8 protein-coding genes and 1 other RNA gene are annotated in these 12,534 nt (G+C 69.9%); 2 read left to right on the top strand and 7 right to left on the bottom strand.

Features of this window, described 5'->3' with window-relative positions:
* Nucleotides 1–4 precede the first annotated feature (4 nt).
* From ACI3KT_RS07170 to ffs, 7 genes are all read right to left on the bottom strand, one after another.
* A complete protein-coding gene (locus tag ACI3KT_RS07170; protein ID WP_292910221.1) occupies nucleotides 5–2,518 on the bottom strand; it encodes a glycoside hydrolase family 65 protein in 2,514 nt (837 codons plus the stop codon).
* Nucleotides 2,515–3,279 carry a beta-phosphoglucomutase family hydrolase gene (locus ACI3KT_RS07165; RefSeq protein ID WP_292910219.1) on the bottom strand — a complete coding sequence of 255 codons (765 nt, stop codon included), beginning with the start codon at nucleotides 3,277–3,279 and terminating at the stop codon, nucleotides 2,515–2,517. The genes ACI3KT_RS07170 and ACI3KT_RS07165 overlap by 4 nt, the downstream gene beginning before the upstream one ends.
* 320 nt (nucleotides 3,280–3,599) lie before the next feature.
* Entirely contained in the window at nucleotides 3,600–4,820 is a 1,221-nt protein-coding gene (locus tag ACI3KT_RS07160) for an acetate/propionate family kinase (protein ID WP_404903361.1), read from the bottom strand.
* On the bottom strand, nucleotides 4,817–6,934 hold the full coding sequence (pta, locus tag ACI3KT_RS07155; RefSeq protein ID WP_404903359.1) for a phosphate acetyltransferase: 2,118 nt from the start codon (nucleotides 6,932–6,934) through the stop codon (nucleotides 4,817–4,819). Before pta ends, ACI3KT_RS07160 begins: the two co-directional genes overlap by 4 nt.
* Before the next feature lie 146 nt (nucleotides 6,935–7,080).
* Entirely contained in the window at nucleotides 7,081–7,656 is a 576-nt protein-coding gene (locus ACI3KT_RS07150) for a hypothetical protein (protein ID WP_404903357.1), read from the bottom strand.
* A gap of 83 nt (nucleotides 7,657–7,739) precedes the next feature.
* Complete coding sequence (locus tag ACI3KT_RS07145; RefSeq protein ID WP_404903356.1) at nucleotides 7,740–8,336, bottom strand: rhomboid family intramembrane serine protease; 597 nt, start codon at nucleotides 8,334–8,336, stop codon at nucleotides 7,740–7,742.
* An 84-nt stretch (nucleotides 8,337–8,420) separates the two neighbouring features.
* Nucleotides 8,421–8,517, bottom strand: an RNA gene (ffs, locus tag ACI3KT_RS07140) — signal recognition particle sRNA small type.
* 50 nt (nucleotides 8,518–8,567) lie between these two features.
* Between ffs and ACI3KT_RS07135 the strand changes: the two genes are divergently transcribed.
* Both ACI3KT_RS07135 and ACI3KT_RS07130 read left to right on the top strand, forming a co-directional pair.
* A complete protein-coding gene (locus ACI3KT_RS07135) occupies nucleotides 8,568–11,477 on the top strand; it encodes a DEAD/DEAH box helicase family protein (RefSeq protein WP_404903354.1) in 2,910 nt (969 codons plus the stop codon).
* A gap of 65 nt (nucleotides 11,478–11,542) precedes the next feature.
* Entirely contained in the window at nucleotides 11,543–12,526 is a 984-nt protein-coding gene (locus ACI3KT_RS07130; protein ID WP_307298481.1) for a MoxR family ATPase, read from the top strand.
* Nucleotides 12,527–12,534 lie beyond the last annotated feature (8 nt).

Genomic DNA, 12,534 nt, shown 5'->3' with positions numbered 1-12,534 from the left:
CAGGTCAGTCGATCGGGTCAGCCCCGATGATCGGGATCGCGGTCGTGATGACGGGGACGGATGCCGACAGCGGCGTGCCGTCCTCGCGCAGCGCGTCCTCGAACTGGCGCAGCGTGGGACGGCCGGGGATGACCGGACCCTGGTCTGCGAGCGGGACGACCAGGGGGTCGCCCGCGACGGCGATGTAGGCGTCTCCGCGCACCGTGAACGGCACCGGTTCCCCCGAGCGCACCTCGACCGTCAGCGCGCCGCGGGTCACCGTGACCTGCACGGCCGAGCCCTGCCACTGCAGCGGGAAAGACAGCCTCGGCCAGTCGGCGGGAAGGCGCGGATCGAAGCTGAGCTCCCCCGCGTAATCGCGCATGCCGCCGAACCCGCTCACCAGCGCGGTCCACACGCCGCCGGCCGATGCCACGTGCACACCGTCTGCGGCGTTGTGGTGCAGGTCGTGCAGGTCGACGAAGATCGACTGGGCGAAGTACTCGAGGGCGAGATCCTGGTAGCCCACCTCCGCCGCGAGGATCGACTGGACGACAGCCGACAGGGTCGAGTCGCCCGTGGTCAGCGGGTCGTAGTAGTCGAAGTCGGCACGCTTCTCCTCAGCCGTGAAGTGGTTGCCCTGCAGGAAGAGCGCGAGCACGACGTCGGCCTGCTTGAGCACCTGGAAGCGATAGATCACGAGCGGGTGGAAGTGCAGCAGCAGCGGGCGCTGCGAGTCGGGCGTGTGGGCGAGATCCCACACCTCGCGCTCGAGGAACAGCGAGTCCTGCGGATGGATGCCGAGGGCTTCGCTGTACGGGATGAACATCGCCTCGGACGCCCGCTCCCACTCGTCGGCCTCCTCGGGGCGGAGCCCTGTGCGCTCCACGAGCCGGGCGAAGTCCTCCGGGTGCCTCTCCGCGATCTCGTGCACGACCTTGGCCGCGTAGCGGAGGTTGTAGCGCGCCATCACGTTCGTGTACAGGTTGTCGTTCACGACCGTCGTGTACTCGTCGGGGCCGGTCACGCCGTGGATGTGGAACGTCGAGATGCCGTCGACATCCGCTCGGTTCGTCACATCCCTCGAGGTGCGCCAGAATCCGAGGGTCGCCCACAGCCGGGCGGTCTCGATCGCGATCTCCGCACCCTCGCGGCGCAGGAACTCCTCGTCGCCGGTCGCCCGCACGTACTTGCCGAGCGCGAAGCTCACGTCGGCGTTGATGTGGTACTGAGCCGTGCCCGCCGCGTAGTACGCCGAGGCCTCTTCGCCGTTGATCGTGCGCCACGGGAACAGGGCCCCCGCCTCGTTCAGCTGCGCCGCACGTCGCCTGGCGGCCGGCAGCATCAGCACCCGGGCGCGGAGCGCGTTGCGCGCCCACTGCGGCGACGTGTAGGTGAGGAACGGGAGCACGTAGATCTCGGTGTCCCAGAAGTAGTGTCCGCTGTAGCCGGAACCCGTGACGCCCTTGGCCGCCACTCCGGTGCCGTCCGAGCGGGCGGAGGCCTGCGCGAGCTGCAACAGGCACCAGCGGGTCGCCTGCTGCAGATCGTCGTGGCCGTCGATCTGCACGTCGCTGCGCTCCCAGAACTCCGCGAGCCATTCGGCCTGGCGCTGGAACTGCACGTCGACGCTCTCGACCACGACCCTGTCGAGGGAGCGGCGGCAGCGGTCGACGAGCTCCCGCGGCGGCACACCGCGCGAGGTGTGATAGCTGACGAGCTTGGTGACCGTGATCGGCACGCCGGCCTTCGCCTGCACACGGAACACGTTCTTCGCGATGTCCGCCTCGATCAGGGTGCGGGCGCTGTACTCGTTCTCGGTCTCGATGACGTGATCGGCGACGACCGCCACCGTCATCCCCGATGCCGCGACCCGATACGACAGAGCCGAGCGGAGGCCGTCCTGCCAGTGCTCGGCGGGCTGGAGCACGCGGTCGGCGATCTTCTCTGCCTTCCGCGGGTCGAACCCGGCTCCCTGGGCCTCGACGGGCGTGCCGGCGTAGACGCCCGCGCCGTCCTGACGGTTCAGCAGCTGGCAGCTGATCGTCACAGGGGCGTCGGAGTTCTCGACCACGACCTCCAGCCTCAGGACGGCCAGATGCCGCTCGGCGAAGCTGACGATGCGTTCGTCGCGCATGCGCACGCGCTTGCCAGACGGCGTCTCCCACACGACGACGCGCTCGAGCACTCCCGTGCGCATGTCGAGGGTTCGGCGGTACTCGCGCACGTCCGCATCGTCGAACGAGATCGGCTCGTCGTCGACGTACACGCGCATGACCTTGGCGTCAGGGGCGTTGACGATCGTCTGCCCCACCTCGGCGAAGCCGTAGGCCTGCTCGGCGTGGCGGATGGGCCAGGTCTCGTGCAGGCCGTTGATGAAGGTGCCGTGCTCGTGCGCGCCGCGGCCCTCGATGTGGTTGCCGCGGAGCCCGAGGTAGCCGTTGCCGACGCCGAACAGCGTCTCGCCGACCCCGTCTTCGGTGTAGCGCGTCTCGATCAGGCGCCAGGGGTCGACGGGGAAGCGGTCGCGGTCGATCATGCGGTCTCCTCGGAGTCGGATGCGGAGTCGGATGCGGTCAGGAAGGCGTCGAGATCGTTCACGACCACGGTGGCGCCTGCGGCGCGCAGCGCATCGGCGCCGGTGCCGCGGTCGACGCCGACCACGGTGGCGAAGCCGGCGGCGGCCGCGGAGGCCGCTCCGGAGGTCGCGTCCTCGACAGCCGCGCTGAGCTCGGGGTCGACCTCGAGCGCGGCGGCGCCGGCGGCGAACATGTCGGGGGCGGGTTTCGATGCGAGCCCGTCGTTCTCGGCGACCACTCCGTCGACGACGACGGAGAAGAACGAACGGATGCCGGCAGCGGCCAGCACCTCCTCGGCGTTCTTGGAGCTGGAGACGACGCCGAGCGGCACCCCGGCCGAGCGCAGCTTCTCGAGGAGCGCGAGCGAACCGGGATAGGGGGCGATGCCCTGGCTGCGCAACGAGGCGGCGAAGGCGGCGTTCTTGCGATTGCCGATGCCGCAGATCGTCTGCGCCTCGGGCGGATCGTCGACGCTCCCCCACGGCACCTCGACGTTGCGGCTGTGCATCAGGCTCGCGACGCCGTCGTAGCGCTTCTTGCCGTCGACGTAGTCGTAGTAGTCGGCATCCGTGTAGGCGGGCTCGATCTGCCAGGCGGCGAAGACGTCGTCGAAGACGGCCTTCCACGCTCGCATGTGCACCTCGGCAGTGGGCGTGAGCACACCGTCGAGATCGAAGAGCACGCCCTCGGCGCCGAGCAGATCGGGAAGAGCGTCAGGCACAGGAACCTCCGGGAGAAGGACGAGGGGGGTTCGGCACCTCTCCGTGCCACGGTGCAAGCGTAGTCGCGCGGCGCGTGCGGAGGTAACCCCATGTGGTCACATGAACGGCGGCCCTACGCCCGGCATCCCCACCACTTTCGCGACCAGCCTCGCTGCGCGGTCACATGAGTGGCGACTTCGTACCCCGCATTCCACCACTTCTGTGACCGACCCGGCCGCGCGGTCGCGCCTCAGGCGAGCATCCGCGAGTCGACCCCGCCTCACGCGCAACCGCCCACCGAAGGCAGTCGCACCAGTGGCGGAGGCACCATGCCGCGCGATCAGAGCAGCGAAGCGGTCTGCCGGGCGATCTGCAGCTCTTCGTTGGTCGGCACGACGAGCACGGTCACGCGCGAGGCATCGGTCGAGATTCTGCGGATTCCGCGCTCTCGCGCCGTGTTGCGGTCGTGATCGATCTCCACGCCGGCGAAGCCCAGCGTCGCCATAGCCTCCGCACGCACGGCTGCCGCGTTCTCGCCGACCCCCGCCGTGAACGAGATGACGTCCACCCCGCCCAGCTGAGCGATGTACGCGCCGGCGTATGCGCGCAGCCGGTGGACGTAGACGTCGAAGGCCAGCGTCGCAGCGGCATCCCCCTGCTCTCGCCCGGCGAGGATGTCTCGCATGTCGCTGCGCCCGGCGAGGCCCTTGAGCCCGCTGCTCGTGTTCAGAAGCGCGTCGAGATCGTCGATCGAGAGGTCCGCACGGCGGGAGAGATGCACCAAGGCTGCGGGGTCGATGTCGCCCGACCGCGTGCCCATGACCAATCCCTCCAGCGGAGTGAGCCCCATCGAGGTCTCCACCGAGCGGCCGCCGTCGATCGCGGTGACCGAAGCGCCGTTACCGAGATGGAACACGAGCTGGCGCAGCTCGGAGAGATCGCGATCGAGGAACGCGGCGGCCGACTCGCTCACGTACTGATGGCTGGTGCCGTGGAACCCGTAGCGACGCACCCGGTGCTCGCGGGCGAGTTCGGCGTCGATCGCGTAGGTGTAGGCGGCGGGCGGCAGCGTCTGATGGAACGCCGTGTCGAACACGGCGACGTGGGGCACGTCGCCGAACACCGCTCGTGCCGCGACGATACCCGCGAGGTTGGCGGGGTTGTGCAGCGGGGCCAGCACCGAGAGCTCCGCGATCTGGCGCTCGACGTCGTCGTCGATGAGGGTGGGAGCGAAGAAGCGCGCCCCGCCGTGCACGACGCGATGCCCGACGGCCACGGGCGGATGCTCCTCGAGCGAGGGCCCGTGTTCTGCGAACTGCTCCAGCATCACCGCGAAGGCAGCATCGTGATCGGCGACCGCGCGCTCGGAGGGGTACGTCGCATCGAGCATCGTGACGACGGCATCCGCCCCCGCCTGTGGTCGCACCTTGTGCTCGACCGGGCTGAGGTCCTGGCCGATCCGCTCGATCAGACCGTTCGCGAGCTCGTGCTCGTGCGCGATGTCGATCAGGCTGTACTTCAACGAGGACGAACCGCTGTTGATGACGAGGATGGCGCTCACGATTCCTGCCCCTGTGCCTGGATGGCGGTGATGGCCACGGTGTTCACGATGTCGTCGACGAGAGCGCCGCGCGACAGGTCGTTGATCGGCTTGTTGAGTCCCTGCAGCACCGGCCCGATCGCGACGGCCCCGGCCGACCGCTGCACCGCCTTGTACGTGTTGTTGCCGGTGTTGAGATCGGGGAAGACGAACACGGTCGCGCGTCCGGCGACCTCGGATCCGGGGAGCTTCGCCTTGGCGACGGCCGCGTCTGCGGCGGCGTCGTACTGGATCGGCCCTTCGACCAGGAGCTCGGGCGCCCTCTCGTGCACGAGTGCGGTCGCCGCCCTGACCTTGTCGACGTCGGCTCCCGTTCCCGACTCCCCCGTCGAGTACGACAGCATCGCGACCCGTGGTTCGATGCCGAACTGCCGAGCGGTCGCCGCCGACGAGATCGCGATGTCGGCGAGCTGCTCACTGGTCGGGTCGGGGATGACCGCGCAGTCGCCGTACACGAGCACGCGGTCGGCGAGCGCCATCAGGAACACGCTCGACACGACGTTCACGCCCGGCTTCGTCTTGATGATCTCGAACGAGGGACGGATCGTGTGCGCGGTGGTGTGCGCGGCACCCGAGACCATGCCGTCGGCGAGCCCGAGGTGCACCATCATCGTGCCGAAGTACGAGACGTCGGTGACGGTGTCGGCGGCCTGAGCGAGAGTGATGCCCTTGTGCGCTCGCAGCCGCGCATACTCGGCGGCGAAGCGCTCGACCATGGCGGGGTCGTTGGGGCTCAGCACCTGCGCCGCGCTGATGTCGACCCCCAGCTCGACCGCCCTCGCGCGGATCGCCGCCTCGTCGCCGAGGATCGTCAGGTCGGCGACCTCTCGGGCGAGCAGCGTGGCCGCAGCCTGCAGGATGCGGTCGTCGTCGCCCTCGGGGAGCACGATCCGCCGTCGATCGGCGCGGGCGCGCTCGATCAGGCCGTACTCGAACATGAGCGGCGTCACGACGGTCGACTCGGCGAGGCCCAGCTGCGTGGTGAGATCGGTGATGTCGACGTGCGCCTGGAAGAGACCGAGCGCCCGGTCGTAGCGGGTGCGCGACTCGGGCGAGATGCGGCCACGGGCGTTCATGACGCGGACGGCGGTGTCGTAGGTGCCGAGATCGGTCGTGATGATCGGGGCGGTGGAGGCGAACCCGTCGAGGAGCTGCACGATGGGCTCCGGCAGCGGGAACGGACCGTTGAGGATGATGCCCGCGACGCGGGGGAAGGTGCCGGAGGCATCGGCGAGGAGCGTCGCCAGCAGCACCTCGGTGCGGTCGGCGGGGATCACGACGACAGCCTCCTCGGTGATGCGCGGCAGCACGTTCACCATCGACATGCCGGCGACCACGATCGTGAGAGCCTCGCGGTCGAGTCGGTCGGGATCGCCCTTCAGGAGCCGGCCGTCCACGGCCGCCAGGATGCCGCGGATCGAGGGCGCCACGAGCGTGCGGTCTTCGGGGATCGCCCACACCGACATGTCGCGGGCGGGACGCACGGACGCCACCGCGGCGGAGACCTCGGCGAGCGCATCAGGGGCCGCCCGATTCACGATGACCGCGAAGAGCTCGGCGCGCTCCGCTTCGAGCTCCGCGAGCGCGAGGGAGGCGATCTGGCCGACGGCGGATGCTGTGCGCGCCGTCGTGGTGCCGAGCTGCTCGGCCTGCCGCTGCTGGTCTCGGCCGGAGAGCACCAGCAGCACCGGGGCCCCGAGGTTCGCGGCGATGCGCGCGTTGAATCCGAGTTCGGCGGGGCTCGCGACATCGGTGTAGTCGCTGCCGACGATCACGACCGCATCGCACTGGGCTTCGACGGCCTTGAAACGAGCGACGATCGTCGACAACGCGCGGTCGGGGTCGTCTCTCACGTCGTCGTAGCTCACGCCGACGCAGTCGTCGTAGTCGAGCTGCACGCCGTCGTGGGCGAGCAGCAGCTCGAGGATCTCGTCGCGCTCCACCACCGACCGGGCGATCGGGCGGAACACGCCGACTCGCGGTGTCACCCGCATGAGCGCGTCGAGCACTCCGAGCGCGATCGTCGACTTGCCGGTGTGACCTTCGGCCGAGGTGATGTAGATGCTCCGCGCCATGGGTTCAGCCTAGGCGGCCCGGCCCTGCGACGCTCCCGTCGCACGTCGTGCCGCCGTCGCGGGATTCCTCAGCGTTCCGGTCGCAGTTCGCGCCGCCGATTGGCTGTGCGAGCGGCAGAAACTGCGCCCGGAAGGCCTGCGGGGGCTCAGCATCCGCTCGTCAGCGCGTCGACCACGGCCGCCGCGTCATCCTGGTACCGCGAGTAGTAGTCGGCATCGGTGTTCACCTGCACGCGGTGGATCGCGTGCGAAGGCGGCAGCTGCGGCCAGTCGGGCAGGGTCGAGAGCTTCCGGTAGAACAGGGTGGCCGCCGTCGCGGGGTCCATCCGCTCCTCGACGCTCCCCCACCAGTCCTGCTGCTGGAACAGGCCGATGCTCGTGGTCCGGGAGCCGTCGGGGTTCGTGAACCCTGTCGTCTCCCAGTCGCCGTAGTCGATGTTGCGCAGGCTGCTCTCGCCCATCGCGGTCATCACGCCGAGGATCTGTCCGTCCCTCCCGAAGCCCAGAGCGGATGCCGTCGTCATGATCGCTGCGGCGTTCTGCAGCTGCTCGCCGCCCCAGCCCTCGATGTCGGCGTCGGCGAGCTCGGCGGGGTCGGCGGCGCAATAGGTCGGCGCCGCCATCAGCTCCGGAGCCCAGGATGCCAGTCCCGGTGCCGCGAGCACCGCGACGCCCGCGACGACGGCGACCACGGCGGCGGACACGCCGATGCGACGCAGCATCCGGCGCCTCTGCATCCGCTTCCGCGCCCGCTGCCGGCTGCTCGGCCGCCTTCGCCTGCTCACGGCCCGGCGCCGACGCGCCGTCATTCCCGTCGTGGCGCGCGTCGAGCGGCGAAGGCGGCGAAACCGCCCCCGATCGCACCGAACAGGTGCCCCTGCCAGGAGACGCCTGCACCGGCCGCGAAGACCCCGGTGAGCATGGTGGCGCCGTAGACGCCGATGACCACGAGCGCGACGATCGCGTAGAGGACGCGGTGCGCGACCCGCCCCGGTGCGAAGACTCGTGCGACGAGATAGCCGAAGTAGCCGAACACGAGCCCGGAAGCCCCGACCGTCAGCGTCCCCGGGGCGTTGACCACCCAGGTGCCGACCCCGCCGATCACGACGATGATCCCCGTCACGGCCCAGAACCGACGTGCGCCCTCTGCCGCGACGAGACAGCCGAGCACGAGGAACGGCACGGAGTTGCCGATCAGGTGCGGCCAGCTCGCGTGCAGGAGCGGAGCGAACAGGATGCCGACCAGACCGGCCGGATCCCAGGAGCGTATCCCGAAGCCGGAGAAGGACCCGGGCAGGATGCTGTCAGCCAGTTGCACGGCCCACATCACCGCGAGCAGGGCGATCGGCGCACCGAATCTGCGGAGTGCGCTCGGCGTTGCCTGCTGCTCGGTGACGGTCACGGGTCGATTCTTCCAGGGGCGTCTGTGAGTCCCTCGACAGGCTCAGACGCCCACAGGCGACAGGCTCGGAAACCCGTGGGCAAAGAAAATGACCCTCCGCGCACCCAGCAGAGCCCGGTTACCCTTGCTGCGTTTCCGCCCTGGGGGAATTGGCCTGGATGCCGCCACGCGGAGAGCCGTCGACAAGTCTAGCCGATCCCGGGACCTGCTCTTTGACAGACTGGGGAAGCCATGGACCTGCCGACGACCTCCGCCCCGCTGCTCGGATGGACGTTCGACGGGACTCTGCGCACCTATCAGACCGAGGTGCTCGAGCGGATCCCCGTGGGCACGGTCGGTCCTCTGCATGTCGTCGCCCCTCCCGGCTCGGGGAAGACGCTGCTCGGTCTGCTCCTCGCGACGCGGGAGGGCGATCGCGCTCTCGTGCTCGCCCCCACCGTGACGATCCGTCAACAGTGGGTGCGCACGGCGGAGTCCTTGGCCCCGACGCCGGCGAGCGTGTCCGACGACCCGGAGCGGATCTCGGACCTCACCGTGATGACGTACCAATTGCTCAGTGTGACGGGAGACGGCTCGCCCTTCGACGATCTGGCGAGGGCCGTCTGGGCCGAGGAGCTCATCGCGACCGGCCGCACCGAAGCGGATGCCGCGACCTGGCTCGCCGAACTCGCCGTCGACAGTCCCGCCGCCTACCGTTCGGGCATCCGCAGCCGGGTCCGCCGGCTGCGCAGGCGATTCGCCCGACGCAACCCCGACGAACTCGCCCGCGTGCTGCACCCGAATGCCGTCGCACTCATCGACCGGCTCGTCGACGCCGGCGTCCGCACCGTGATCCTCGATGAGTGCCACCATCTGCTCGATCACTGGGCTCTCGTCGTCGCCTATCTGGCCGGACGGATCCGCGAGCGAGGCGGATCGCCGCGATTGATCGGGCTCACGGCGACGCTGCCCTCGCCCGACGACGAGGCGGAGTACGAGAACTACACCCAGCTCCTCGGCGAGGTCGACTATGAGGTACCGACTCCGGCCGTCGTGAAGGAGGGCCATCTCGCCCCTTACCGCGACCACGTGATGGTGATCGAGCCGACGCCGGCCGAGATCTCGTTCATCCGTCACCACGAGGAACGACTGCACGACCTCGTCATGCAGCTGCTCACCACCCCCGACGCCGTGTCGTACCTCGAGAGGCAGTTGCAACCCGAAGACGAAGACGAGGACGAGCAGGGTGCAGGCGCGGAGGCCCTGCTCGAGCGCGCCTTCGCGAACGACTTCCCGCTGACGCGCTCGTGCGCGGTGGTGCTCCGTGTCGTGCAGCCGCAGCATCCGCTGCTCGCCGTGATTCCGCCTCTGCTGCTGGACCGCTGCACGAGCGAAGACCTGCTCACCGTGCTCACCCGTTTCGCGCAGACCCGACTGCTCGGGGATCCGGATGCGCATCGCCAGTGGGACTACGTGCGCCGCGCCCTCGCCGACTTCGGATACATGCTCACCGACCGGGGGCTGCGCCGCGGACGCGATCCCCTCGACACGACGCTCGCCTACTCGGCCGCGAAGGATCATGCCGCCGTGGAGATCCTCCGCCTCGAGCTCGAGTCCGAGGACGCCGACCGCGTCCGCGCGGTCGTGGTCACCGACTTCGTCGAGCACGGCAACAGCCGCGGGATGATCGGGGATGCTGCGGCAGGCGCATTGCGCGCATTCGAACTCCTCGCCGCCGACCCCGTGACGGTGAGGCTGAACCCGGTGCTCGTCACCGCGCAGCATTTGCGCGCCTCGGCAGGTGATGCCGCGGATCTCGCCGCAGAGCTCACCGACCTGCTCGCCGAACCCGTCCTGGTGCGGGAGGGCTCGGGCCCGACGCGCGAACTGCGCGGCCCCGGCATCGGGAGCGGACGGATGGTCGCCGCGCTCTCCGAGTTGATCCGACGAGGCCGGATCAGGCTCCTGGTCGGCACCCGCGGGCTGCTCGGCGAGGGCTGGGACTGCCCGGCGGTGAACACCCTCATCGACCTCACGGCCGTCGCGACCTCGTCGGCCACTCAGCAGCTGCGCGGACGCACGCTGCGTCTCGATCCGGAGTGGCCGGACAAGGTCGCTCACAACTGGTCCGTCGCATGCCTCATTCCCTCGCAGGTCGACCTGGACGACACGACAGAGCCGCGACGGCTCCGTCGCAAGCACTCCCATCTGTGGGGGCCGAGCGCCGACGGGGACGGCAGCATCGTCAGCGGTCTCGGACACGCGCTCCCGCCGTCCGCCATGCAGGCGTTCGACCGCGTCCTCGACAAGGACCCGGCCGCGTCCGTCGCCGACGTCGAGGCGTTCCTCGCCGAGAGCCGGCCGACGCGCACGCAGACGCGGCGGCAATGGCGCATCGGCGAGCCGTACCTCTCTCACGAGCGCGAAAGCGTGAGGATTCAGCGCGTCCCGCACGCGCCGCTGCTGCACACCGCTCGGGCGGCCGGCGCCGGCTCCATCGGCGCCTTCATCACGGGCACGGCGATCGCCGGAGGGCTCGTCGCGCTGGTGGACGTTCTCGGCGCCCTGAGCATCCCGCTCGTCGGCGGCCTCGCACTCGCGCTCCTCTGCGGTGTCGGGGCGGCCGTGGCCGCCGCGGTGCCGGTGCTCGGTCGGGCGTTGCGCGATCGTCGCAGACCGGCCGAGGTGTACCGGAACGCGGCGGTCGCGATCGCGCGCACCCTGCATGAAGCCGGCCGGATCAGTCCGATCGACGAGTCAACGATCCGTGCCCTCCGCCAGGACGGTGATCGTGTACGCATCGAAGTGGGCGGAGAGCAACGGGATCGGGCGATGGTCGCCGGCGCCGTCGAGGAGCTGTTCGGACCGGTGCGCACACCCCGGTTCCTGCTGCAGACCGGACGCGCGGAATCCGGCAGGATGCGCCTGTCCGAGCGCATCGCCGACCGTCTCTCCCCCGGGCGGACGCTGCTCCCCATCCCCCGCGCGATCGCCCGACGTCGAGCGGACGCCGAACTCCTGCACCGGCACTGGCAGCGCCTGATCGGCCCGTGCGCGCTGCACGAACTCCAGGGCGCAGCGGGACTCGCGCTCCTGCGCGTCGCACGCAGCAGCGAGGGCCGCCTCGACGGGACCGAATCCCGCACCCGAATCTGGGGGTGACACGCACCCGATCGGGTTACGATCGGTTCACGCGCGCACCGCTGCGCCCACGCGAGAGGCAACGCATGTCAGAGATCTCCCACTCGTCTCCGATGACGGCCGATCAGTTCGCCGCGCGGACCGACGCGATCGCCGCCTCGATCAGCCAGGTCATCGACGGCAAACCCGAAGCCGTGCGCAGCGCCCTCATCTGCCTGCTCGCCGAAGGGCATCTGCTCATCGAAGACGTGCCGGGCGTCGGCAAGACCATGCTCGCCCGTGCCCTCGCGGCGAGCATCGACGCGACGGTCCGCCGCATCCAGTTCACCCCTGATCTGCTGCCGGGAGACGTGACAGGGGTGAGCGTCTACAACCCCGTCGACCAGGAGTTCGTGTTCAAGCCGGGTGCCGTGTTCGCGCACATCGTGATCGCCGACGAGATCAACCGTTCCTCCCCCAAGACCCAGTCGGCGCTTCTCGAGGCGATGGAAGAGGCCCAGGTCACGGTCGACGGCGCGACCCACATGCTGCCCGAGCCGTTCCTCGTGGTGGCGACTCAGAACCCGCTCGAGATGGAGGGCACCTACGCGCTGCCCGAAGCACAGCGCGACCGTTTCATGATGCGGATCTCGATGGGATACCCGGATGCCGCTGCCGAGGCCCTCATGATCCGGCAGCGCGACACCGTGAATCCGCTCGCCGGCGTCGCGGCCGTCACCGACGCGGCGTCGGTCTCGGAGCTCATCGCCTTCGCCCGCTCCGTGCACGTCGCCCCGGCGATCGAGGAGTACACGGTCGCTCTCTCGCAGGCGACCAGGGCCGACCCCAGTCTGCACCTCGGCGCGAGCCCCCGAGCCACCCTGCAGTTGATCCGTGCCGCCAAGGTGCGGGCCGCGCTCGACGGCCGCGACTTCGTGATCCCCGACGATGTCTCCTCGCTGCTGATCCCCGTCTTCGCGCACCGTCTGCTTCCGGCGCGGGGTGCACACCGAGCTGGAGCCCAGCCCGTCGAGGCCGCGCTGCGGCAGATCGCGGTGCGCGTGCGAGTCCCGGTCGCCGCACGCGTCTGAAGCGGTCA

Origin of the sequence: Microbacterium sp. ZW T6_19 (assembly GCF_044987465.1) — a bacterium.
Taxonomy (GTDB): Bacteria; Actinomycetota; Actinomycetes; order Actinomycetales; family Microbacteriaceae; genus Microbacterium; species Microbacterium natoriense_A.
Note: the sequence above shows the minus strand (reverse complement) of the source record. Positions and strands in the feature narration are given on the sequence as shown.

What these genes read in the sequence shown, in the direction of transcription:
- ACI3KT_RS07135 (WP_404903354.1), top strand. Translation starts at nt 8,568, where the DNA reads ATGGACCTGCCGACGACCTCCGCCCCGCTGCTCGGATGGACGTTCGAC.
- ACI3KT_RS07130 (WP_307298481.1), top strand. Translation starts at nt 11,543, where the DNA reads ATGTCAGAGATCTCCCACTCGTCTCCGATGACGGCCGATCAGTTCGCC.
- ACI3KT_RS07150 (WP_404903357.1), bottom strand. Translation starts at nt 7,656, where the DNA reads ATGCTGCGTCGCATCGGCGTGTCCGCCGCCGTGGTCGCCGTCGTCGCG.
- ACI3KT_RS07170 (WP_292910221.1), bottom strand. Translation starts at nt 2,518, where the DNA reads ATGATCGACCGCGACCGCTTCCCCGTCGACCCCTGGCGCCTGATCGAG.
- pta (WP_404903359.1), bottom strand. Translation starts at nt 6,934, where the DNA reads ATGGCGCGGAGCATCTACATCACCTCGGCCGAAGGTCACACCGGCAAG.